The organism is Brevibacillus aydinogluensis (assembly GCF_961514395.1).
In the GTDB taxonomy this organism is placed as follows: Bacteria; Bacillota; Bacilli; order Brevibacillales; family Brevibacillaceae; genus Brevibacillus; species Brevibacillus aydinogluensis.
Genome location: NZ_OY569118.1, coordinates 3083848 through 3106539, shown reverse-complemented (window position 1 = coordinate 3106539; position 22692 = coordinate 3083848). Strand labels below are relative to the sequence as shown.

General features: G+C 58.7%; 21 protein-coding genes. 14 read left to right on the top strand and 7 right to left on the bottom strand.

Translation table 11 applies throughout. The features are described 5' to 3' along the window. The first annotated feature begins 112 nt into the window (after positions 1-112). From Q7F15_RS15210 to Q7F15_RS15180, 7 genes are read left to right on the top strand one after another with little or no spacing between them, the layout of a single operon-like run. Positions 113-1447, top strand: a complete 1335-nt coding sequence (locus tag Q7F15_RS15210) for an ABC transporter substrate-binding protein (protein WP_171565767.1) — start codon at positions 113-115, stop codon at positions 1445-1447. A gap of 12 nt (positions 1448-1459) precedes the next feature. Further along, entirely contained in the window at positions 1460-2380 is a 921-nt protein-coding gene (locus Q7F15_RS15205) for a carbohydrate ABC transporter permease (protein ID WP_171565766.1), read from the top strand. A 31-nt stretch (positions 2381-2411) separates the two neighbouring features. Beyond that, the gene (locus tag Q7F15_RS15200) at positions 2412-3236 is read left to right on the top strand and encodes a carbohydrate ABC transporter permease (protein ID WP_171565765.1); all 825 of its coding nucleotides are present in this window, start codon (positions 2412-2414) and stop codon (positions 3234-3236) included. 40 nt (positions 3237-3276) lie between these two features. Next, complete coding sequence (locus Q7F15_RS15195; protein ID WP_171565764.1) at positions 3277-4275, top strand: Gfo/Idh/MocA family protein; 999 nt, start codon at positions 3277-3279, stop codon at positions 4273-4275. Continuing rightward, positions 4272-5063, top strand: coding sequence for a sugar phosphate isomerase/epimerase family protein (locus tag Q7F15_RS15190; protein ID WP_171565763.1), 792 nt, complete (start codon positions 4272-4274; stop codon positions 5061-5063). The genes Q7F15_RS15195 and Q7F15_RS15190 overlap by 4 nt, the downstream gene beginning before the upstream one ends. Positions 5064-5120: 57 nt before the next feature. Then, entirely contained in the window at positions 5121-7163 is a 2043-nt protein-coding gene (locus tag Q7F15_RS15185) for an alginate lyase family protein (protein ID WP_171565762.1), read from the top strand. A 31-nt stretch (positions 7164-7194) separates the two neighbouring features. Beyond that, complete coding sequence (locus tag Q7F15_RS15180; protein ID WP_171565761.1) at positions 7195-9099, top strand: beta-N-acetylhexosaminidase; 1905 nt, start codon at positions 7195-7197, stop codon at positions 9097-9099. A 71-nt stretch (positions 9100-9170) separates the two neighbouring features. Here the strand turns inward: Q7F15_RS15180 and Q7F15_RS15175 are convergent, their stop codons facing one another. After that, a complete protein-coding gene (locus tag Q7F15_RS15175; RefSeq protein ID WP_304414559.1) occupies positions 9171-9566 on the bottom strand; it encodes a hypothetical protein in 396 nt (131 codons plus the stop codon). Between the two features lie 14 nt (positions 9567-9580). Further along, entirely contained in the window at positions 9581-9769 is a 189-nt protein-coding gene (locus tag Q7F15_RS15170; protein WP_171565759.1) for a helix-turn-helix transcriptional regulator, read from the bottom strand. A 209-nt stretch (positions 9770-9978) separates the two neighbouring features. On the opposite strand from Q7F15_RS15170, the gene Q7F15_RS15165 reads away from it, so the two are divergent. The 4 genes from Q7F15_RS15165 (at position 9979) to Q7F15_RS15150 (ending at position 12418) form a co-directional block, all read left to right on the top strand. Continuing rightward, on the top strand, positions 9979-10902 hold the full coding sequence (locus Q7F15_RS15165; protein WP_304414558.1) for an NAD(P)/FAD-dependent oxidoreductase: 924 nt from the start codon (positions 9979-9981) through the stop codon (positions 10900-10902). Between the two features lie 31 nt (positions 10903-10933). Further along, positions 10934-11182 (top strand): glutaredoxin family protein, encoded by a 249-nt coding sequence (locus Q7F15_RS15160; RefSeq protein WP_171565757.1) that lies wholly within the window; start codon positions 10934-10936, stop codon positions 11180-11182. Between the two features lie 35 nt (positions 11183-11217). Then, a complete protein-coding gene (locus tag Q7F15_RS15155) occupies positions 11218-11781 on the top strand; it encodes a peroxiredoxin (RefSeq protein WP_171565756.1) in 564 nt (187 codons plus the stop codon). 88 nt (positions 11782-11869) lie between these two features. After that, positions 11870-12418: a hypothetical protein gene (locus Q7F15_RS15150; protein WP_304415541.1), complete on the top strand. Its 549-nt coding sequence runs from the start codon at positions 11870-11872 to the stop codon at positions 12416-12418. Positions 12419-12520: 102 nt separating this feature from the next. On the opposite strand, the gene Q7F15_RS15145 is transcribed toward Q7F15_RS15150, so the two are convergent. The 5 genes from Q7F15_RS15145 to Q7F15_RS15125 all read right to left on the bottom strand — a co-directional run bounded on the left by Q7F15_RS15145 (position 12521) and on the right by Q7F15_RS15125 (position 18692). Next, positions 12521-13285 carry a hypothetical protein gene (locus tag Q7F15_RS15145; protein ID WP_304414557.1) on the bottom strand — a complete coding sequence of 255 codons (765 nt, stop codon included), beginning with the start codon at positions 13283-13285 and terminating at the stop codon, positions 12521-12523. A gap of 160 nt (positions 13286-13445) precedes the next feature. Beyond that, positions 13446-14765 (bottom strand): YheC/YheD family endospore coat-associated protein, encoded by a 1320-nt coding sequence (locus tag Q7F15_RS15140; protein ID WP_304414556.1) that lies wholly within the window; start codon positions 14763-14765, stop codon positions 13446-13448. A gap of 40 nt (positions 14766-14805) precedes the next feature. Next, complete coding sequence (locus Q7F15_RS15135; protein ID WP_171565753.1) at positions 14806-16182, bottom strand: YheC/YheD family endospore coat-associated protein; 1377 nt, start codon at positions 16180-16182, stop codon at positions 14806-14808. Between the two features lie 14 nt (positions 16183-16196). Further along, a complete protein-coding gene (locus tag Q7F15_RS15130; RefSeq protein WP_171565752.1) occupies positions 16197-17276 on the bottom strand; it encodes a YheC/YheD family endospore coat-associated protein in 1080 nt (359 codons plus the stop codon). Positions 17277-17282: 6 nt separating this feature from the next. Beyond that, positions 17283-18692 (bottom strand): YheC/YheD family endospore coat-associated protein, encoded by a 1410-nt coding sequence (locus tag Q7F15_RS15125; RefSeq protein WP_304414555.1) that lies wholly within the window; start codon positions 18690-18692, stop codon positions 17283-17285. Between the two features lie 94 nt (positions 18693-18786). Here Q7F15_RS15125 and Q7F15_RS15120 point away from each other — a divergent pair, with 94 nt between their 5' ends. The 3 genes from Q7F15_RS15120 to Q7F15_RS15110 all read left to right on the top strand — a co-directional run bounded on the left by Q7F15_RS15120 (position 18787) and on the right by Q7F15_RS15110 (position 22571). Beyond that, complete coding sequence (locus Q7F15_RS15120) at positions 18787-19944, top strand: DUF445 domain-containing protein (RefSeq protein WP_304414554.1); 1158 nt, start codon at positions 18787-18789, stop codon at positions 19942-19944. A gap of 287 nt (positions 19945-20231) precedes the next feature. Further along, a complete protein-coding gene (locus Q7F15_RS15115; RefSeq protein ID WP_171565749.1) occupies positions 20232-21542 on the top strand; it encodes a DRTGG domain-containing protein in 1311 nt (436 codons plus the stop codon). A gap of 417 nt (positions 21543-21959) precedes the next feature. Continuing rightward, positions 21960-22571, top strand: a complete 612-nt coding sequence (locus tag Q7F15_RS15110; protein ID WP_212132281.1) for a DUF2087 domain-containing protein — start codon at positions 21960-21962, stop codon at positions 22569-22571. Positions 22572-22692: the final 121 nt, after the last annotated feature.

Here is a 22692-nt window from a genome sequence, read left to right as displayed (position 1 = left end):
GAATGTTTTCAATATTATTGCCGAATGGGGCTTGGACCTGGATGAGCGGTCCACCGTCCTGACGGCAGACCCGGCTCATCCGATTGGTAACGGAAAAAAACGGGGGATTCGCATGCGTAAACACCGCATCATCAAATGGCTGGCAGCCGTTGGCCTTAGCGGAACGCTGCTCATCAGCGGCTGCTCGGGCAGCCAGGACGCCGCTGGAGAGACCGGCGAAAAGGTGTCCATAAAACTCGGCTACTACTCGTCCGGCTCCTCGGATGCAAAAATGCAGGAGCTGGTGAAGCGATTCATGGAAAAGCACCGCAACATCGAAGTGACGACAGAATCGGCGCCATACGGCAAGTTCTTTCAAAAGCTGGACACCCAGATTGCCGCCGGCAGCGCGCCTGACGTCTGGCTCTCCGACGGTGTCTACGTGGCCAAGTTTGCCGAGCGGGGGGCTGCCAGGGATCTGACCGACTGGGTCATGAGGGACTTGAACACGGACGACTACTACGGCCTGGAGTTCAACAAGGACGCCGACGGACGCTACTGGGGAGTGCCGCAGGGGCTGCAGATCGCGGTGCTGTTTTACAACAAGGAGATGTTTGACAAAGCGGGAGTGCCGTACCCGAACGAAAACTGGACCTGGGACGATCTGAAACAAGCGGCTGAAGTGCTTACGCTTGACAGCAGCGGACGCAATGCCCGCGACCCGGCCTTTGACGGAAAGGCTGTCAATCAATTCGGCCTGGCCTTTTTCAGCATCACCGAGGGCTGGATGAGCGTGCTCAAGTCCTACGGCGGTGGCGTATTGGACGAGACGATGCAAAAATCGATCATCCAATCGCCGGAAAACAAGCAGGCGCTGGAGTGGATCGTGGACGGGATGAAGCGCAACTTGTTTACCGATCCGAGCGATCTGAAAAGCTTTAAAAGCCCGGTCGCCCCGTTCCCCAGCAGGCAGGCAGCGATGCGGATCGGCATTTACGCCAGGGTGCTGGCGGCCAACGAAGCGGGCCTGAACTACGACGTTACCCTGCTGCCCAAAGGGCCGGACGGCAAGCGGTTTGCCCCGATCATCGCCAATTCCTGGGTGATCAACAGCAAGACGAGCGACGCGAAGGCACAGGCTGCCTGGGAGTGGATCAAGTACTGGGTGACGGACGACGAGGTGCAGCAGGAATGGGCCCGTCTGGGCGAAGCGGTGCCGGTGAAAAAATCGGTGGCGAACTCCCCGCTGTTCCTCGATACCGGCACTCCGCCGCAAAACAAGCAGGCGTTTTTGGACAGCTTCGCCTTCGCCGGCCGGCTGGACGACAACGCGGTGTGGGAAGAGTGGCTGAGCAAGTTTAACGACAACATGAACCGTGCCTTCTTGGGCGAGATGTCGGTAGAGGAAGCGATGGCCAAGGCGGATCAAGAAGTGCAGCAGGTGCTGGACGCATTTTACAAAAAGTGAGGGCGCGTCGAGATGGAAACGGTGAAGAAAAATGCCCTAAAGAAGAGCGAGGGGAGATGGGGACTTTTAATGGTCTCCCCTTACATCGTCCACTTCGTCGTGTTTGTGGCGGTGACGTTTCTCGCCTCGCTCTATTTCAGTTTTTCGGACTATGACATCCTGAATCCGCCAAAGTGGGTGGGTCTGGCCAATTACGAGAAGCTGGTGCAGGACCCGGTGTTTTGGAAAGCGCTGTGGAACACCGTTTATTTCGCCGTCTTGTTCGTGCCGGCCCAGACCTTTCTGGCACTGGTGCTGGCGGTCGCGCTGAACCAGAAGCTGAGGGGGTTGAAGCTGATCCGGCTGGCCCATTTTCTGCCGGTCATCTCCTCCTGGACGGTGATCTACTACGTGGCCGACGCGATCTTCAACCCGCGTTTCGGCATGGCCAACTCCCTGCTCATGCGGCTGGGGCTGGAGCCGCAGAAATGGCTGCAGGACGAGTTGCTGGTCATCCCCATCCTTGTGCTGGTGGCTGTCTGGAAGGGGGTCGGCTACATCATGGTGATCTTTCTGGCGGGTCTGCAAAACGTTCCGCAGGAGATGTACGAGGCGGCCGACATCGACGGAGCGGGAACAGTCAAAAAGTTTTTCAAGATCACCATGCCGATGATCTCCGGGACGACCTTTTTGGTCCTCATCCTCAGCACCATCTCCACGTTTCAGGCGTTTGAGCAAATCTACGTGATGACCGGCGGATCGGTGGACGCCACGGCGGCCGGCGGCCCCAACAACGCCAGCCTGCTGCTGATGGTGTACCTGTATCGCGAAGGCTTTTCCTTCCTCCATATGGGCTATGCCTCGGCAATCGCCTGGGTGCTGTTCATCATTTTGTTCGTGCTTACGCTGATCCAGGTCAAACTGCAAAAGCGCTGGGTGTATTACGAGAAATAAGGATGGGTCCCGGAGTGAAAGGAGGCGTTCCATGAACTACTTCCGATTGAAAAAAGCAGCCGGCTACGCTGTGATTCTGTTCAGTTCGCTCGTGATGCTTGTGCCCTTTGTCACCGCCGTATTCAACTCGCTGAAGACGTATCAGCAGTACACGGCCGTACCGTCCACGTGGCTGCCCGATCCCGTGCAGTGGAGCAACTACGCCGAAGTCTGGAACATGGCTGATTTTGGCACCTACACGCTGAACAGCCTGATCGTCGCGATCCTGTCTGTCATCGGGGCCATTCTGTCCAACTCCATGATCGCCTACGCGTTTGCCCGACTGGATTTTCCCTTCAAAAACACGCTGTTTCTGATCGTGCTGGGAACGATGATGATTCCCGCTGTTGTGACGATGATTCCGCAGTTTATCATCTTCAAGGAGCTAAAGATGCTGGATACCCTGATGCCGCTGTGGATTATCGAGTGGCTCGGGCAGCCGTTCGGGATCTTCCTGATGCGGCAGGCGTTTTTAAGCGTCCCGACGGCATATGAAGACGCGGCCAAGCTGGACGGCTGCAATCCGTTCCAAATCTACTGGCGGATATTTTTGCCCATGTGCAAGCCGGCTCTCGCCACGCTGGCCATCTTTACCTTCATGACCAAGTGGAACGAAATTCTGATGCCGGTGCTGTACCTGACGTCCAAAGAAAAGTACACGCTGCCGATCGGCATCCTGGCGCTGCAGGGGCAGTGGTTCGGAAACGAACAGTACCTGGTGGCGGCCGCGCTGTTGAGTCTCCTGCCCATTCTCATCGTCTTTCTCATCGGAGAAAAGTACTTTGTCCACGGAGCAGGCAGTTCCGGTTTGAAGTAAACGGCCGCGGGACAGCTCCCTGCGGCAAGCGGAAAGGGTGATGGACATGTACCGGGTCGTCGTCATCGGGGCGGGCGAAATCGCCAACAGCCATTTGGAGGCGATCAAAACGAGCAGCGAGCTAAAGGCGGTCGCGGTCGCCGACATCGACGCCGGGCGGGCACAGGCGGTTGGCAGACGCTTCGGCGTCACTCCCTACACGTCCTACAGGGAGATGGTGGAACGGGAACAGCCTGATATCGCGGTTGTGGCCCTGCCGCACCACCTGCACCGGGAGGCCGCCGTCCTCGCTGCGGAGCACGGCTGCCACATCTTGTTGGAAAAGCCCATGGCGAGGAACGAAGCGGAGTGCGATGCGATCATCCGGGCGGCGCAGCAGCACCGCGTGACGCTGATGGTGGGGCATACCCAGCACTTCAAGCCGGAGAACCGCAAAGCCAAAGCGCTGATGAAAACCGGGGCGCTGGGCCGGCTGGTGATGGTCAACGACACGCGCCACCTCCACTACTTCCGTGAAGAGCGGCCTGCCTGGTTTTTGGATAAGGCCAAGGCGGGCGGCGGCATACTGATGAATCTGGGCGTCCATTCCGTCGACAAGCTGCAGTGGCTGACGGACAGCAGGGTGGTCCGGGTGAAGGCATCTGTCAGCCACTTCGGCCCGAGGGGAGACGTCGAGGGGAGCGGCCTGGCCTATTTGGAGACGGACAGCGGCGTGGTGGCGACGATTTCACAGTCCGGATACAAGGGAGCGGCGAAAGACGAAACCGAGCTGATCTTTACCGGCGGGATGCTGAAACTGGTCAGCGGCAAAGGGCTGTGGATGAGCGACGGCGGGGAGTACCGGCGCGTCGAGGTGGAAGAGGAAGCTGATCCGTTCGCCCTGCAGTTTGCGGCGCTGCTTGCGGCAATCCGCACCGGCTCCGAACCGGAGTGCTCCGGGGCGTATGGGAAAAGTGTCGTCGGCGTGGTGGAGGCGATGTATCGCTCGCATCACCTCGGCGCGGAAGTGGAAGTCGCACAGGGGAGGTCAGCGCGGTGAAATGGAGCATGTGCACGACGGGATGGAAGGAACACTCGCTGGAAGAGGCAGTCGCTGTCGCCAGACGCTTGGGATTGGACGGGCTCGAAATCTGGACGGGACATCTGGCCGAAGAAAAAGGACGTAACAGGACGCTGACGCAGGTGCGCGACCTGCTGCACCGCTTGGGGATGGCCGTGCCGATGCTCAGCACGTATGCCAATTTTTCTCCCGGCAGGGAAGCGGAGAGTCTGGCGGAGACGGAGGCAGCGATGCGGCAGGCGGTCGCGCTGGGCTGTCCGGCCGTGCGCGTCTTTGCCGGCACGAAGCCGTTTGCTCAGTCGACGGCAGAAGAGCGGGAGCGGATGATTGCCGCCCTGCAGCAGGCGGCGAAGCGAGGGGAGCAATACGGTGTAACCGTGGCCGTGGAGCTGCACAACAACACCTACGCCGACAGCATCGAGGGAGTGGAAACGCTGCTGGCTGCGGCCGATCATCCGCGCCTGCGCCTGATTTTTGACGGCTTCAACCTGTACGTGGACGGACGGGACCAGTTGGTCGCGCTGGATCGCCTGTACCGCTGGATCGATCACGTCCATCTCAAAAACTACCGCTGGCAGCCGCAGCGGTGGGCCGACAGCGTTCCCGTCTCCGTCTTTACGGGGGACGTGGACAATCGGAAGCTGTTGGCTGAGCTGGTCAGGCGCGGCTACCGGGGCTTTGTCTCGTTCGAATACTTCGGCGAGCAGGCGGAGTCGTGCGTCAGGCAATCGCTCGACGAGGTAAAGATGATCGCGCGTACAGAATGAACGGAGCGGGGACGAGTCACGCGTAAAGGACGTCCCGCTTCGCGAGGAGGAGAAATCATGGCTGAACACAGGACAACGCCTGCGTATTTTTGGTCTGAGCAGGACCGGGACTATGTGGTTGCCGCCTGCCGATCCCATTGGCCGCAGGAGGTGGACGAGGTGTTGAAACGGGCGGACCTCGCCTGCGAAAACACCTTTATCTTTACCCACCGCTGGGACATGGAGCGCTGCGACACGCCGGTCACCTTTCCCGGACGCATCGATTGGACGTACCGGCACAACGGTGATTTTGAGTGGACAGTCATGCTCAATCGGGCGCGGTACATGGCGGAACTGGGGCAGGCGTACTGGCTGACCGGCGACGAAAAGTACGCGGCCGGCTTTGTTCGGCTGATGAAGGACTGGTTGGAGCAAAACCCGCTGACGGAAGAAGAGGTGCACGCCAGCCGAGAACGTTATTACAACGTAAAGGATACGTGGCGCAAACTGGACAGCGGCATCCGGATCGTCAACTGGATCAAGGGCTATCACTGTGTCCGCAGCTCTCCCGCATGGGGAAGGGACGAAGAGCGGCTGTTTTGGGAGGCGCTGCGGCTGCACGGCATGTATCTGCACATCGCCTACGTGCCGCACGATCGGCAGAGCAACTGGGGATTTTTGGAAACAAACGGATTGTTTCAAATCGGGTTGTTGTTTCCTGACCTGGCTGAGGCGCAGACGTGGCTGCGCGCGGCCATCGAGCGACTGTCCGCGATGGTCCGCCTGCAGGTGTTTGAAGACGGCATGCACAACGAACAGTCTCCGATGTATCACCACGAAGTGCTGCAGTGTCTGTTTGAATGCGTCTGGTTGGCGGAGAAAAACGGAGTGGCGTATCCCGACGAGCTGAAGCGGACGCTCCATAACATGTACACTGCTTCGCTCGCGCTCATGAAACCAAACGGTCACCAGCCGATGGCCAGCGACAGCGACGATACCGACATTCGCGACATCCTCTGCCAGGGCGCCGTGTTGTTTTCCCGGGGAGACTTGAAATCGCAGGCCTATCCCGTGCTGGACTATCAGGGCATCTGGTACTTTGGCCGCGAGGGGGTGGAGGCGTACGAGCGGCTCCCGGCCGAACCGCCTGCGTTTGTTTCGGTTCATCTCGAACAGGCGGGGTATGTCGCCATGCGCAGCGAGTGGTCGCCGGACGCCCATTATCTGCTGTTTGACGCCGGACACATGGCCCTGACGGGAAAAGCGCACGGTCACGACGATCTGCTGCACATCGAGCTGTCTGCCTACGGTCGCGAGTTTCTCGTCGATGCCGGCCGCTATACCTACATGGAAAACGACGAGCGCAAATATTTTAAGGAAACGTTTCAGCACAACGTCGTCACCGTGGACGGCCTGCCGATGTCCGCTTACATCGACTCGTGGCTGTGGGGCAGGACGGCGCTGCCCGTTGACAGGTACTGTCGCATTCACGAGGCGTATGCGTACGCGCAGGCGGGGCACGACGGGTACCTGTCGCTCAGCCAGCCGGTGCAGGTGTTGCGGCGGATTTTGTACGTGCCGCCGGACTGCTGGATCGTGGTGGATACCTTCCGATCCGAAGGCGCTCACGGATACGCGCAGCACTTTCACTTTGCCGAGGACGTCCCGCTGCAGATCGATCGGGAGACAAATACGGCCCGTACCGCCTTTTCCGAGGGCGCCAATCTGACCCTGATACAGCTCGGCCAAGGCGAATGGACGATGCAGCCCTGCTGGATTTCCCGCCACTACAACCAGAAGCGGGCGGCGAAGAAGCTGGTCTATCGGCAGGCGGCACACGGGTTTCACGCCTTTGTAACTGTCCTGACCACCCATCTGGGGCGGGAGGAAGCCGGCCTTTTCGTGCGGGAACTGGAGGTGAGGGATACGCGGGACCGCCTGTTGGATGCAAAGCAGGTAACGGCGCTGGAGATCCGGCGGGAGGGGCGGTCGGCGGTGGCGCTCTTCTCTCATCAAGGACCGGACAGCTATCAATTCGCCGGAACGCACATGAGCGGTGAGGTAATACTGATTCGCCGCGATGCGGGGCAGGGCGGGCAGGCGTATGTGGTGAAGGTGTGAGTGCTTATGCGAAGGGGAGGAAAAGAAACGGATGAGCACACGGCTTGGCATTTGCCTGGACGGAGAACTGGCGGAGTTGGCGGCGGGTGTGGAAGCGCTTGGCGGGCAGCTGGGCGTGTATCTCGCGCCGGACGGCATACCCGTTCGCGCAATCCGCACGCCGGGTGACTTGACGGTATCGTGGGAAAACGGACGGGGCGAGATTCGCTACGATCAGCCGATTCACTTCTTCCGCGGTCTTGGCCTGCTCGCAGAGGCTTTGCGGGAGGGGCCAACCAGGCCGGTCCGGATACGGGAGGAACCCCAGTTTGCCATGAATGGCGTGATGGTGGACGCGTCGCGCAATGCCGTGCCGACCGTGGACAGCGTGAAAACGCTGCTGCGGCACATGGCAGTCATGGGCCTGAATGTGCTGATGCTGTACACGGAAGACACGTACACTGTCGACAGCCAACCCTACTTCGGCTACATGCGCGGCCGATACTCGCCTTGGGAACTACGGGAGATCGACGATTACGCCCATCAGTTTGGCATAGAGGTCATCCCGTGCATCCAGACCCTGGCTCACCTGGAGACGTTTTTAAAGTGGAAGGCGGCTGACGGACTGCGGGACACGTCGGACGTGCTGTTGGCGGGGGACGAGCGAACCTATCAATTTGTCGAAGAGATGATCACGGCAGCCTCCAGGCCGTTTCGCAGCAAGAACATTCACATCGGGATGGACGAAGCGCACGGGCTGGGGAGAGGGAGGTATCTAGATCTGCACGGGTACCGGTCCCGGTTTGACATCATGACGCAGCACTTGAACAGCGTGCTGGCGATTACGCGCAGACTGGGCCTTACGCCGATGATCTGGAGCGACATGTACATCCGGATCGGGTCAAAGACAGGTGACTATTACGATGAGGCCGCCGTCATCCCTGAAGACGTGATCACCGGCATGCCGCAGGACGTCAGGTATGTCTACTGGGACTACTACCACACCGACCCGGCCTTTTACGAGAAGTACATTCGCCTGCACAAGCAGTTCGGCTCCCCGCCCGTCTTTGCCGGGGGAATCTGGACGTTTTCCGGGATCGGGACCCATTACGAGAAAACGTTCCTCGCCACCAACGCAGCGCTTGAGGCGTGCAAGCGGGAGGGGATCAGGGATGTGTTTGCCACGATCTGGATGGACGACGGAGGGGAGAATCACCTGTTTTCCAGCCTGCTCGGCCTGCAGCTGTTTGCCGAACACGGCTACGCCCGGCAGTTGGACGAGGGCAAGCTGAACAGGCGATTTCGCTTTTGCACGGGCGCCGATCCCGATGCGTTCAGGCTGCTCGGCTCGATTGACACGCCCCCCGGTGCCGAGTGGCGGCAGCCGCTGGAGCCGGACAATCCCGGCCGGTACCTGCTCTGGCAGGACGTCTTGCTTGGTCTGTTTGACCGGCACGTGGAGGGGCGGGACGTCGCTTCCCATTATCGCTGGCTGGCCGGTGCGCTGGCAGAGGCGGCGCGGCAAAACGAGGCGTGGCGGCACGTATTTGAGGTGCCGGTCAGGCTGTGTGAAGTCTTGAGCGTGAAAAGCGAGATCGGCATCAGGCTGAAGCGCTCGTACGAGGAAAACAGGCGGGATCAGCTGGAGCGGCTGTGCACCCGCGATCTGCCCGAACTGCACCGGCGCGTCGATGAACTGCGGCGGGTGCATCGCGATCAGTGGCATCGCATCTACAAGCCGTTTGGCTGGGAGGTGCTCGATATCCGCTACGGCGGACTGCTTGCGCGGATTGACACCGCGATCCGGCGCGTCACGGACTATCTGCAGGGAACGATCGAACGCATCGAGGAACTGGAAGCGGAGCGACTGTTCTTTGACGGCCGAAAGAGAGCGGACGCGGAGGGGATGGGCCGCTGCAATCGCTACCGGCACATCTGCACAGCCAACGTGTTATAGGTTTATAGGAGAGAAAAAACACAAGCCCGGGCGGGACAGCTCGGGCTTGTGGGCGTTGGGGAGATTTCCTTTCAGCGGTACTGCCTGGACACGATCCATTCCGTAAAGGGTAAAACGATCATCGCGAAGCAGGTGACCACGATCAGCGCCATGTTTTCCCGGTCGAACGCCCATTTTTCCACGGCGAGCGCAGCGAACAGCAGGCCGATGAGGATAAAGTAACTAATTTTGGCGCTTTTCATCGTGATATACCGACCCAGTTCTTCATCCTGGGCTGGGCCGTCGCCCTCTTCAGGCGATCCCCAGGTGATTGCGGTAAAAAACGAACCGAGCAGAACAGCCGTGGGCATCAACTCATTGAAGCCGACGGGCTGGCCCATCAGCAACTTATATGCGGTAAACCCCGCAATGATGACAGTGGCCGTTCCGATTATTGCGGCACCCCATATCCGTGCCGTCATCTTCATCTTACATCTCCTCCTTACGCGTGAAACAATTCGTCGACGGTCACTCCAAGCGCGCGGGCAAGCTGAAACGCCAACTTGAGGCTGGGATCGTACTTGTTGTTTTCAATGGCGTTGATGGTCTGCCGGGAGACGCCGCACATCTTGGCCAGTTCTTCCTGGGAGATGTTATTCAGCTTGCGCAGCTGCTTGATCTTGTTTTCCATGGCGGTCTCTCCATTGGGGAAATGTAAAAGATGTTTTACATATACAGCGTACCAATCATATGGAAAAATATCAAACATGTTTTACATACGTGTTTTTATTTAAAATAATTATAAATAGATATTGACTTTCATTTTGTATCAAGTATAATGATAACTGTTCCTAGTTGATAATTATTTTAATTTGATTTGGGAAAGAGGGGGGAGCTGGAATGTACGATGTGATTGTGATCGGCGCAGGTCCGGCAGGCACATCCGCAGCCATCTATACGGCGAGGGGCAACCTGAAGACACTGGTGATCGACAAAGCGCCCGGCACCGGCGCACTTGCCCTGACCCATAAGATCGCCAACTACCCTGGCGTGGAAGGTGAGCTGACGGGTAAAGAACTGCTGGACAAAATGAATCGGCAGGCCAAGAGCTTTGGCGCCGAGTTCCTGCAGACGACGATTACGGCCGTGGATGTGGAGGACGAGGTGAAACGCATCTACACCGCGCACGGTACGTTTGAAGCCAAAGCGGTGATTGTCGCCACCGGCTCCAAGGGACGCAACCGCATGCTGCCCGGCGAGGAACGCCTGTTGGGCAGAGGTGTCAGCACCTGCGCCACCTGCGACGGCGCGTTTTACCAAGGGAAGCACGTCGCGGTCATCGGCGACACGGAAGAGGCGCTGGAAGAAGCCATGGCGCTGACCAAATTTGCCGGCAAGATCACCTTCATCATCCCGCGCGGCGACCTGCAGGGCGTAGACGAGATGCCGGAGCTGCCCAATACGGAGGTAATGTTCCGCACACGTCCGCTGGAGATCGTCGGCGAACAGAAGGTGGAAGGCGTCCGCATCCGGCGGCCGAACGGCGCAGAGGAGCTGCTGTCTGTCGACGGCGTGTTCATCTTCCTGTCGGGCAGCAAACCAGGCACCGATTTTCTCGAGGATCAGGTCCCGCTGGATGAAGAAGGGTACATGATTCTCGACGAGTACATGCAGTCTGCCGTACCGGGTGTGTTTGGCGCCGGCGAAGTGCGGAAAACACCGGTCAAGCAGGCGGTCGTTGCAGCCGCTGACGGCGCCATCGCGGCGATGGCTGCCGACAAGTACATCAACAAGCGGTCCAAAATCGTACCACAGTACAAATAAGCATTCCAAAGAGAAGAGGAGCGATCATTTCATGGCACAAGCAATCGTGTATTCCAGCACCAACTGCGGCTTCTGCAAGCAGTTGAAATCCTATCTGGAGGAGCAAAACATCGCGTACGAAGAGCGCAACATTGACGAAAACGAGGCATATCGCGAGGAGCTGGGACGTCTGGGCGTGATGTCCGTGCCGCTGACGCTGATCGGCGACAAGCAGATTCTCGGATTTAACCCCAACCGCATCAAAAAAGCGCTGGCCAGCCTAGAAGAACAGGCCCAGTAACCCAATACCCATACCCGGAGAGGAGAGACATCATCATGACAACGAACGTGACAGCACCGCAAGTGGAACTGAAAGTAGGCAAACCGGCCCCCGATTTTAACATGCTGACGACGAAAAACCTGGAGACGCTGGAAGAGCGCGTCACCCTGGCCGATTACAAAGGAAAGTGGCTCGTCCTGTTCTTCTGGCCGTTTGACTTTACCTTTGTCTGCCCGACGGAAGTGACCGCGTTCAGCGATCACCTGGACGAATTCCACGACCTGGATTGCGAAGTGTTGGGCGTGTCGACGGACAGCGTCTATACGCACCGCGCCTGGATTCAAACGCCGCGCGACCAAAACGGCATCGGGCCCGTGAAGTTCCCGCTGGCCAGCGACTTTACCAAGGAGACGGCCCGGGCTTACGGCGTGCTTGACGAAGAAACCGGCGCGGCCCATCGCGGTCTGTTCATCATCGACCCGGAAGGTGTGCTGCGCTACCAGGTCGTGACGGACATGAATGTCGGCCGCAGCGTCGACGAAACGCTCCGCGTGCTGCAGGCACTGCAGGCGGGCGGTCTCTGCCCGGCCAACTGGAAGCCCGGCATGAAGACATTGTAAATTGTAATCAGAGGTTTTTGGTGCGCACGATCGCCGGTTCTGCGGTACAATGAAAGCACGAGAAACCACAGGAAGAGGCGACGTGACGATGCGGGATGTCAAACATCGCTACCGGGGACTGCCGCCCCGCACGCCGGAGATGCTGTACAACATCGTGCGCAAGTTTTACCGGGGAGCGGTCAGCCACTACGATCTAATCCAGGAGAAAAAGGCGGACGTCAGGGCAGCCTGGCTGCAAAGAGGGGAGAGCGACAGCGACGCGGCACTGCGGCAGGCGATGACCACGCTGTTTCTGGAGTTTCACTTCTACGTCACCTGCTGGCTGCAAATAGAGATGGCTCTCTATCGGCTGGCGCGGCAGGACGAGCGTCAGGCGGAGGTAATGGAGCGCTTCCGCGAAACGTTGGAAAAGCACGTAAAGGTGCGGGAGCTGCTGGATGAGACAGAGGCCTGCGTCCAGGCGCAGTGGCAGCATGACGGCCCTGGTCTGGCGTGCGTCGAGAGGGACGGATACACGTTTGGAGACGTGACGTTTACCGTGGACGAGCAGAGCCTGAAAGACCTGCATGACCTGTATGCGGCGATCATGGCCGCAAGAGAAGCCCAACCCTCCGCTGCGCCGACCGTCTCCGGCTGAGGCAATCTGCCCGGCGCAGGACATGCTTGCAATCAACACGAAAAAACGTGACCGCCCGTTTTGGGACGGTCACGTTTTTCATGTAAGCCGGTTGTGCCGACATCAGAAACTGCTCGGGAAGATGGAGCCAGTTTGCTGCGGAGCGGGCTGGCCTGCATTGAGGGCGCGCACTTCCTGCACATTGGTGCCGGCAAAGCCGGGTTGGAAAATGGCTTGGGCGCCGCCAAACGACGGGCTGATCGACTGTTGCGGCTGAGCCTGCTGCATGTACCCGCCGCCCAGGGATGCGGAATAGCCAACTTGGTTTTGCTGGCGCACTTCCTGCACGTTGGTGCCGGCGAAGCCAGGTTGGAAAATGGCTTGGGCGCCGCCAAACGACGGGCTGATCGACTGCTGCGGCTGAGCCTGCTGCGCGTACCCGCTGCTCAGGGATGCGGAATAGCCGCCTTGGTTCAGTTGGCGCACTTCCTGTACATTGGTGCCGGCAAAGCCGGGTTGAAACACGGCCTGCACACCGCCGCCAAACGACGGGCTGATCGACTGCTGCGGCTGAGCTTGCTGCGCGTACCCGCCGCCCAGGAATGCGGAATAGCCGCCTTGGTTTTGCTGGCGGACTTCCTGTGCGTTAGTCCCGGCGAAACCGGGTTGGAAAATGGCTTGAGCGCTGCCGAACGAATGGCTGATCGGCTGCTGAGGTTGAGTTTGCTGCGCGTACCCGCCGCTCAGGGATGCGGAATAACCGCCTTGGTTCAGTTGGCGCACCTCCTGCACGTTGGTCCCGGCAAAACCAGGTTGAAACATGGCGCTGGCAGGGGCACCGATGGACGGAAACTGCTGATATTGTTGGTTTTGTGTGAAGTGATTCATGTGTGTTTACACCTCCTGCCATTATCATTTCCAAGGATTAGAAGCTCATGCACGCAACGTCAATTCAAGAGAATTCTCATTTGGAAGAAAACGGATGCTCGGTCCTATGCCTACAATTGCACATGGGTAAAAAACATGCCGGCCTCAATCAGCCGGCGATTTAGCTCCTCGATCCCGCCGCCTTTCCCTTGCCGCCGGGAAGGCGGGAGACGTATTGTGCGTAACGGATCAGGTTGGACAGGGAGGAACGGCGGATGGACGGTTCGTCAAACTTTTCCGGCTTGGCATTGGCCTCGAAAAACCAAAGCTGTCCTTCCGCGGTCAGTCCCAGATCCATCGACATTTCCGCCAAGGCTTTGATCTCTTCGTTCAGGGCGCGGGCGATGGTCAGCGAGGTCTCCTTGATCTTCGTTTCAACAGCCGCAGCATCTTCCTGGAACAGGGCGTTCAGCACGGTGGACAGGGGGTGAATCGAGCCGCCGCGCGGCACATGGGTGGTGATGTTTTGCGATCCGGCGCGACGGATGCCGATTCCGGTGACACACCACTCGCCCTTGCCGTTTTTCTGTACCAGGACGCGCACGTCAAACGGCTTTCCCAGATACAGCGCCCGATGAATTCCCTGCTGCATGATGTACCCCTGTTTCCGCATGTGCAATTTGACGTGTTTCCAGACGGCGTACAGCGAGGAGAAGCGGCGGGAAATCGCGCGTTTTTCCTGCAGTCGCTGCAGGAACCAGCCGTTCTTGTTTAGCTCCACCCGCATGATGCCCTGACCGGCCCTGCCCCGAACGGGCTTCAGGTATACAAACCGGTGTTTGTTGCAGAAGGTCCGAAAATGGGCAAACGTATCCAGCTTCTTCGTCTCCGGCAAAAAGGGGGCTACCTCTGCGTGGCTGCTGAGCATGCGAAACAGCGTGTGCTTGTCAAAAAAGCAGCGGTTGAAAAGCGTGACGTTCTGCAAGTCCTCGATCTGATCCAGGGCTCGCTTCACGTCCGAGCGTCTTTCCGCCTGGCGCGACGGGACGCGGTTGTAGACGACGTGCGGAAACGGCAGCACGGTTTCCAGCCACTGATTTTGCTGATCGTCGTACAGATAGCCGCGGACGTGTTTCTTTTCCCAGTTGATCCCCTGTGGAGTAAATACGTAGACCAACGCGCCCAACTTTTTGCCGGAGAGGGAGAGGTCCTTGAAATGGTCACGATTGCCGAGAAAGGTCGGTCCGTCCCCGACAGTCAGAATGCCGATCAACGGTCCGATCTTCAAAGTGTTGTCGACGGTCTTGCAGTTGATGCGGGTGCGGATGCGGCCCGGCTTCGGCTTTGGTTTGCCCAGGTGCAGCCGTTTTTTGCAGTCAAACGGCCCCAGGTGGGCAATCAACTGCCGGGGGTTGTTCGGCGTGAGCGCTTGTCGCGGGACGTGCAAAAACCATCGGCCGCTGGGGAGGATGGTCAGCCACCCGGAGCGCTGTTGGAGCATGGGTGTTTCCTCCTTCCTGTACGGTGGTTCGCCTCGCTGCTTAAAAGTTGGCCAGATAGCAACTGTAGTCGACAAGCAGGCGGCTGGATTCCTGGTCCGCCTGTTTCAACCTGGCGTGTTTGAAGATGGACCGCCCCGGCTTGGAATTGGCTTCAAACATCCAGACGTGGCCGTGGGTGTCAATCCCCATGTCCAGCCCCAGTTCGCCCATGTCTGTCCCTCTCGCCTGTTCGAGCGCAGTGGCGATGAGGATGGCGGCTCGGGTGATGCGTTCAACCATCAGGTCTTTCTTTCTGCCGAACAGGTATGTCAGAAGTTCATCGCCTGGAATGACGGTTCCGCCGGTGCGGACGTGGGTGGTGACACTGCCGGAGCCGGCCACTTTGGCTGCCATGCAGGAGACGACCCATTTGTTTTGCTGGTTCTTGTGCAGGTGGACGCGGAAGTCAAACGGCCGGCCGTCAAACGTCATGAGCGAGATGCCCTGTTGAGCCAGATAGGAGCCGACACGGCGGGTGCGAAACACGTGCTGGTACAGCGAGGAGAGCTTGGCAAAGCGCCGCTTGACGATTTTGCTGCCGGAGTGGTAGGTGACGTCAAAGCCGCGGCCCGGATGGCGGACGATCTTGACGATCCCGTACCCCAGACTGCCGTTTTTCGGCTTCAGATAGACGAGCGGGTATTTCCGCAAAAGCGTGCGGAGCGTCTGCAGCGACGGCGAGGAATAGGTTTCCGGGATGTGTTCATTCACTTCGGGGTTGGGGTAGAGGATCTGATGCACAGTCCATTTGTCGAAAAACCCCTGGTTAAACATCGGCAGATTTACGTAGTGAGCCAGCCTGAATTTAAATTCCTGAACCGCTTCCTGACGCTCCATCATCCGGGAAGGAATGCGGTCGTAGACGACGTCGGGCAGGGCGGTGTTCATTTTCCGCCAGACGTATCCGCCTCGCTTCGACGGGCGCAAAAACCAGGCGTCCACGCGGTGATCGTTCCAGTTTACGTCGTGCGGAGAGAAGATAAAGTAAAAGACGCCTTTCCCCTCTTGAGCCTGCAGCAGGTTGTAAAAAAACGAGGTGCGCGCTCCGATCGGCTGGCGGGAATTGCTGCGCAGCCCAGTGGTGACAATACCGATGGAGGGGCCGATGCGCAGGGTGTCATCTTCCCATTTGATGTGGATCAGCCCGCCGTGCGGAATGCCCAGATCGGCTTTCAACAGGCTCGTGACCTTGACGATACTGCTGTCCGGATTTCGCCGGTCCTGAAAGACGGTCGTGACCACTTCCCGTTTTCCCAGCGAGACCTTGATCTTTTGGCGGGGACGCAGCTGCAGCTTTTGGAACAGGTGGGACGGCAGGATAATGCCGGAGACATGCGGGTAGGACAGGAAGCGGAGCCGCACTATGATCGATTCCATGCGTTGTGTACCTCCTACATACTTTTCATGAGATAGCGGGCGTAGCGAACCGGATGCGCGATGGAGCGGAGCCGGGCCTTTGGATCGTCAATCAGGCGGAACACGGTCCGTCCCGGTCTGCTGTTTACCTCGATGATCCAGACGTTGCCCGCCGTGTCGATGCCGACGTCAATCCCCAGCTCAACCAGCCGGCCGTGCACCTTCTCGAGATAGGGAGGAAGCTCAGTCGCCAGGCGGTCGATTTCCTGTTCGATGCGGGCTTGCACTTCCGGCTGATAATGCTGGGCGAGAAAAGGACCCAGCGGCACAGCCTTGCCGCCGCCGTGGAGATTGGACGTGATGCTGCGCTTGTCGCCCAGCCGGACGGCTTTTCCGGTGATTTCCCACGTACCGAGGCCGTTCTTTTGCACCAGAACGCGCACGTCAAAAGGCGTTCCGTCCGGTGCGTGCAGCGACAGATACGGCTGGACCAGAAACGTCCGCCCGGCGGTAAAGCTGGCGATGAAGCTCTTCAGCCCTTGCGCTGTGCGAATCATGCGGGAAAACGGCTCGTTTTTCCGATCCCGCCCGACAATCTCGAAGCCGTTGAGAGTGGGAACGATCCGCACCACGCCGGCACCGTGCGTGCCGGCAGACGGTTTGATTACGGCAGCACCGTACGTTACCAGCATCTCCCGCAGCGCGGCAATGGTCAGTATCTCGGTCGGAGGAATCCACGCCGCCAACTCCGGCGACTTGCTCAACATCTGGTGCACCTGCCACTTGCCGGAGAGACCGTGGCCCAAAAACGTAATCTGCGGGTCGTTTTGCAACTTCTTCACGAATGGTTTATAGTGGCGGTATGACGGACCGACAAAACAGCGGTCGTAGATGACGTCCGGCAGCGGAAAGATTCCGCTGCGCCAGGCGCCGTTACGATATTCGAACCCGGCGACGGTACGGGACTCAAAATCAACCTGGCGCGGTGAAAAGACAAAGACGTGAATGCCTGCCTTGCGTCCGATCAGCGTCAGTTTTTTGTAGTACGATTTTTCCTGAAAATGCGGGCCGTGGCATCGGGTCATAATGCCCAGGCTTTTTTGCTTTGCCGTCATGGAGGGTCACCTTCGTCTGATTTTCTTGCCGGTTTGTTTCCGTTTGGCTGTCCGGGGAAACCCGCACAAATAGGCGGCGTAATCCAGCATGCGCAGAACGGATGGACGTACGCGCCGGACAGAGCTGTCTTCCCTGGCCGCCTCAGGTATCGCGCTGGCCGTTTTGGAGGGCTTGCTGTTCACTTCCAGGAGCCAGACCCGGCCGCGAATGTCGACGCCGAGATCCACGCCAAATTCCGCGTACCGGCCGGAGAGCGACTGCTCCAGCAGCCGGGAGAGCTTCAGCGCAACGCTTCGCAGTGTCGCGACGGTCGGACGTGTACCCGTTGCCCAGGGGCCGCAGACGCGCAGAGCCTGGGCGGCACCGATCATCACGCCGCCGCGGGAGACGTTGGAGACGATGCTGTTTTGGCCGAGACGGGCGACCATCGACGTGACGGCCCATTCGCCTTTGCGGTTTTTTTGCACCAGTACGCGAAAGTCGGCGGGGCGCTGCTGGATGCCGATCAACGGTAGCCCCTGCTGCAGCAGGTACGGCTTTCCGTTTGTCCGGTTCTGCAGGTATCGATGCAGGCCGGAAATACTGGAAAATGATCGGGTCGCGCTGCCGAGCCGGGCTGTCTGATACCCGCCGGCGGTGCGCCGCAGGCGGATGATGCCGCGGCCCATGCTGCCGTTTGCCGGCTTGGCGTAGACGGTTTTGTGCTGCTCCAGCATCTGTTTCAGATCCGTCAGACCGGAATAGCATACCGTCTGCGGCAGGTGTTCGGCAGCCGCCGGCTCGTTTTCCAGCGCTGTGTGAACGTGCCACTTATTGAGAAATTGTTCATTGAAAAACGGGATGTTGAATTCCTTGCACCGCTCGATCCATTCACCCATGGCCTCGCTTTGCTCCCGCTTTCGGGAAAGCCGGTTGTAGATGCATTGAGGCAACGGCAGCACCGTTTGCCGCCACTTTTCGTTGTGGCGAACCATGCCGTGGACGATCTGTTGTTTCCAGTTGACGTCCTGCATGCGAAATACACAGACGATTCCGCCGCGGCGGAGGCAGACGTCCGCTATCTCGTCGAAGAACGAGGTGAACGGACCAAACGGGGCGGCTGGGGACTGGGGGTTGTAGCGGGAGACCAGAACGCCCAGATAGGGGCCAAAAACAAGACGCTGCTGGCTCGCGTAATAACGTGCCAGCAGGGGAACTCCCATAGGCAGATGCAGCGTGTGGGCCAGTGAGGGGCGAATCAGGGTGAGGCCGCTTCGTTCCATGCCCGTTACGCGGGCGCAAGCAGTCTTGCTGCCAAACTGGACAGTAAGCGTCGACGTGTCCAGCTTCCACTTGCGAAGACACGCTTGGGGCAGATACAAATCGTTGTCCGTCTTGGGATCGTACGATTGCAGAACCGTTGGAACGTAAGACATGGCAATCCCCTTCCCATCAGACATGAAGTTAGTCTATTTTATGAGCAGGCATAAACTTTGGTTCCATTGAGGAGAAGAGAGGGCGTTTGGCCAGATGAATGCGTGGTTAGTGTTGCTGATGAACGTGGCGGTCGGTTCCGCCATTGGCGGCATGACAAACGAGCTGGCGATCCGCATGCTGTTTCGCCCGCACAAACCGTGGCAGATCGGCGGCTGGCGGGTGCCGTTTACACCCGGATTGATTCCCCGCCGGCGGGATGAGATCGCCGTCCACATGGGTCGGCTGGTGGAAGAGTACCTGCTGACCGCCGAGGGCATCAAACGGGCGCTGGCTCAAAGCGGAATGGAGAAAACGTTGAACACCTGGCTGACCGGCGTGGTCGACAGATGGTGTGCGGACGGCCGCACCCTGCGCCAGTTTCTGCACGCTGCCGCTCCCGAACTGTTGGCCGAAGAAGGCGGGATAAGCGAGAGCGTGCGCCGTCCGCTTCAGCAACGGTGGCAGGCGTTTGTCAACGAACTGATTCATCATCATGAACAGAAGCGGCTGCGCGAACTGATCCCCGCAGAGGGCATGGCCCGGATCGACACGGCGCTGGAGGATGCCAGCCGTCTCCTGCTGGAGCGTTTTCGCGCCTATCTGCACTCACCCGACGGTCAGCAGACAGTGCAGCAGATGATGCGCGGAATGCTCGGCGGAGGAGGCATGTTTGGCGGCTTGGTCGGCATGTTTCTGACGGAGGAAAAAATCGTCGGCAAACTGCTTCCCTACCTGGACGACCTGCTGGCCCATCCGGAACTGGTGAATCGGCTGAACCGCTTTTTGCGTCAGGAAGCAGACAGATGGCTGGACAAAACCGTGCGGGACGTGTATGACTGGATCGGAGCGCAGCAGGTGGAAGCGTGGTCGTCTGCCCTGTTTGCCAAGCTGGAGGAGCAGGGCGTCCGGCTTCTGGACAAGCCGCTGGGCCAACTGCTCTCCCCGCTGCGACAGACGGTGGCGGACCAGGTGATTCCCCGGCTGGCGCGCTGGATGGTGGAGACAGTGGAGCACAATGTGGAACGGCTGTTTCACAAACTCTCCGTCCGCGACATCGTCACCAGGCAGGTGGAGGGCTTCCCGATCGAACGGATCGAGGAGATGATCGTGGGGATTTCCGGACGGGAGTTTCGCATGATCACCATTCTCGGGTTTATCCTGGGAGGTGTCATCGGACTGGTGCAGGGGCTGTTGGCCGCCTTGTGGAGATAGCGATGCGGCCTGTTTTTTGGGCCATGGTACTCTGAAACGAAACTGTAAAGCCGTTGTAATCTTTCTGTAATATTCCCGGGGTAAGATAAAGACACGATGAAAACCCCCTTAATGATATACTTTCTGCCGGAGTAGCCGCAAAGCTACTCTTTTTTTTACCCGGCCATCGGGTATAGTGAACCCAGGAGAGTACCTGAACATCCCGGGTTGGCCGGTCCCGGCTGCAGCGCGAGCCGGGGGCAACGATACCGCTGTGGAAGCATAGGATGGAGGGTGGGTACAAGCAGATGGCAACCAAACACGAACAAATTCTACAATATATTGACCGTCTTCCGATCGGTACGAAGATCTCCGTGCGCCAGATCGCCAAGGATCTGGATGTAAGCGAAGGCACCGCCTACCGGGCGATCAAGGAAGCGGAAACGCAGGGCTACGTCAGCACGATCGAGCGCGTCGGAACGGTGCGGATCGAGAAAAAGCAAAAGGAAAACATTGAACGGCTGACGTTCGCCGAAGTGGTCAACATCGTCGACGGTCACGTCGTGGGCGGCCGCGAGGGGCTGCACAAGACATTGAACAAGTTCGTCATCGGCGCCATGCAGTTGGAGGCGATGATGCGCTACATCGACGCGGGCAGCCTGCTGATCGTGGGGAACCGCTATCAGGCGCACAAAATCGCCCTGCAGCAGGGAGCGGCCGTCCTGATTACCGGCGGCTTTGACACCAGTGAAGAGGTAAAGCGGTTGGCCGACCAGCTGGCCTTGCCGATCATCTCGTCCAGCTATGACACGTTTACCGTCGCTTCCATGATCAACCGGGCCATTTACGATCGGCTGATCAAAAAAGAGATCGTCATGGTGGAAGACATCCTCAAACCGCTGGCGGAGACGCCCGTGCTGCTCCCGACGGACACGGTCGCCAAGTGGCACCAGTATACGGAATTGTATCAGGACACCCGTTTTCCCGTCGTCGACGAGCAGATGCGGCTGATTGGGATCGTCACGTCGAAAGACATCATCGGCCACGAGGAGACAGCGACGATCGACAAGGTGATGACGAAAAATCCGATCACCACGTCGCCGCGCGTCTCCGTGGCCTCCTCCGCGCATCTGATGGTGTGGGAGGGGATCGAACTGCTGCCGGTGGTGGACAACTACCGCAAACTGGTCGGCGTGCTCAGCCGCAACGACGTGCTGAAGGCGCTGCAGTATACGGCCAAGCAGCCGCAGATGAGCGAGACGTTCCCCAACCTGATCATGTCCCACTTCCGTGAGGAGCGGCAGGGAGACCAGCTCGTCTACAAGGGGGAAGTGACACCCCAGATGACCAATCACCTGGGGACGATTGCCAGCGGCATCATGACCACCGTCATGGTGGAAGCGGCGTGCAACCTGCTGCGGCTGCAGCGGCGCGGGGACATGGTGCCGGAGAACATCACCGTCTACTTTTTGAAGCCGGTGCAGATGGAGAGCCAGATCGAGGTGCGGCCGCGCCTCATGGACATCAGCCGCCGCTTCGGAAAGGTGGAAGTCTGCGTGTACCACGGCGACCAGCAGGTGGGACAGGCGATGGTAACGGCGCAGATCATCGATCGCTAATCAATCGGTATCACGCAAACGGAATTACACACAAAAAAGGTCGTCCGGACGGCAGTGCCGCGGACGGCCTTTTTGGCTTGCTGACCTGTACAATGTCAATTGGTGAGGTTATCTGTACGAAGACAGAAAAAAGTTGAGCAGTCCGACTGCAACGAAAAAACCGAGCATCCCAATCAGGAAATAACCGATATACAGAATGATTCGGTAGGGGGATTGATCGCGCATGGTTGTCCTCCCTTTTTTCTTTCTTTGCCGATTGAACCTTTCCAGTTCTTACTGGTATATACGTGCTGACCGGCCCGGACGTTTCGCGGTCCGCATTGACAGCGGAGAAAAAGCGGCTTATGTTTAGGATTAGACAATCATCTAATGTAATGGACACGATATACACGATTGAAACGGAAGGAGGGGGTTTCCATGCAGCTGGAAAAGCTGGTCACCTTTTACAAAGCGCTGGGAGACCCGACCCGTCTGCGCATCGTCGCGCTCCTGGCGAACGGTCCGCTGCACGGCCAAGCGCTGGCCGGCAAGCTGGGCGTCACCCCGCCCACCATCACGCACCACATGGCAAAGCTGCGCGAGGCCGGGATCGTCTATGAGCGGCGGGAAAAAAACACGATTTACTTTACCCTGCACGAGACCAATCTGACGCGCAAATCGCAGGCGCTTCTGACCCTGCTGGACAAGGCGAAAGGAACGGAAGGAGCGGCAGAGATGGAGGAAACGGACGAGAAGTGGGCGGCGGAGAAAATGCAGGTGATCCGCCATTTCTTCACGGCGGACGGCAGGCTGAAGCACATCCCGACGCAGCGAAAGAAAAAGCTGATCGTCTTCGAACACATGGTGCGGGGACTGGAGCGGGGACGAAAGTACGAGGAGCGGGAAATCAACGAGTACATCCGCCGCTTCCACGACGATTACGCCACGATCCGGCGCGAATTTGTGATGAACCACTATATGTACCGGGAGAACGGCATCTACGAGTTGAATCCCCCGGAGATGTGGGCCAAGGCGGAAGACCTGCGCTGAAGAGCGGAGCGGCTGCAAAAGCAGCATAAACAAAAAAAGGACAACCGTCGGCACCTGCCGCTTCGGTTGTCTGAAGCAAGAATGTCACACAGGCTCATTATACGCAGGAACAGCGATTTTG

Bases quoted from the DNA above. Each gene is read 5' to 3' on its own strand.
- Q7F15_RS15210 (WP_171565767.1), top strand. From the start codon at position 113: ATGCGTAAACACCGCATCATCAAATGGCTGGCAGCCGTTGGCCTTAGC.
- Q7F15_RS15205 (WP_171565766.1), top strand. From the start codon at position 1,460: ATGGAAACGGTGAAGAAAAATGCCCTAAAGAAGAGCGAGGGGAGATGG.
- Q7F15_RS15200 (WP_171565765.1), top strand. From the start codon at position 2,412: ATGAACTACTTCCGATTGAAAAAAGCAGCCGGCTACGCTGTGATTCTG.
- Q7F15_RS15195 (WP_171565764.1), top strand. From the start codon at position 3,277: ATGGACATGTACCGGGTCGTCGTCATCGGGGCGGGCGAAATCGCCAAC.
- Q7F15_RS15185 (WP_171565762.1), top strand. From the start codon at position 5,121: ATGGCTGAACACAGGACAACGCCTGCGTATTTTTGGTCTGAGCAGGAC.
- Q7F15_RS15180 (WP_171565761.1), top strand. From the start codon at position 7,195: ATGAGCACACGGCTTGGCATTTGCCTGGACGGAGAACTGGCGGAGTTG.
- Q7F15_RS15175 (WP_304414559.1), bottom strand. From the start codon at position 9,566: ATGAAGATGACGGCACGGATATGGGGTGCCGCAATAATCGGAACGGCC.
- Q7F15_RS15170 (WP_171565759.1), bottom strand. From the start codon at position 9,769: ATGGAAAACAAGATCAAGCAGCTGCGCAAGCTGAATAACATCTCCCAG.
- Q7F15_RS15165 (WP_304414558.1), top strand. From the start codon at position 9,979: ATGTACGATGTGATTGTGATCGGCGCAGGTCCGGCAGGCACATCCGCA.
- Q7F15_RS15160 (WP_171565757.1), top strand. From the start codon at position 10,934: ATGGCACAAGCAATCGTGTATTCCAGCACCAACTGCGGCTTCTGCAAG.
- Q7F15_RS15155 (WP_171565756.1), top strand. From the start codon at position 11,218: ATGACAACGAACGTGACAGCACCGCAAGTGGAACTGAAAGTAGGCAAA.
- Q7F15_RS15150 (WP_304415541.1), top strand. From the start codon at position 11,870: ATGCGGGATGTCAAACATCGCTACCGGGGACTGCCGCCCCGCACGCCG.
- Q7F15_RS15145 (WP_304414557.1), bottom strand. From the start codon at position 13,285: ATGAATCACTTCACACAAAACCAACAATATCAGCAGTTTCCGTCCATC.
- Q7F15_RS15140 (WP_304414556.1), bottom strand. From the start codon at position 14,765: ATGCTCCAACAGCGCTCCGGGTGGCTGACCATCCTCCCCAGCGGCCGA.
- Q7F15_RS15135 (WP_171565753.1), bottom strand. From the start codon at position 16,182: ATGGAATCGATCATAGTGCGGCTCCGCTTCCTGTCCTACCCGCATGTC.
- Q7F15_RS15130 (WP_171565752.1), bottom strand. From the start codon at position 17,276: ATGACGGCAAAGCAAAAAAGCCTGGGCATTATGACCCGATGCCACGGC.
- Q7F15_RS15125 (WP_304414555.1), bottom strand. From the start codon at position 18,692: ATGTCTTACGTTCCAACGGTTCTGCAATCGTACGATCCCAAGACGGAC.
- Q7F15_RS15120 (WP_304414554.1), top strand. From the start codon at position 18,787: ATGAATGCGTGGTTAGTGTTGCTGATGAACGTGGCGGTCGGTTCCGCC.
- Q7F15_RS15115 (WP_171565749.1), top strand. From the start codon at position 20,232: ATGGCAACCAAACACGAACAAATTCTACAATATATTGACCGTCTTCCG.
- Q7F15_RS15110 (WP_212132281.1), top strand. From the start codon at position 21,960: ATGCAGCTGGAAAAGCTGGTCACCTTTTACAAAGCGCTGGGAGACCCG.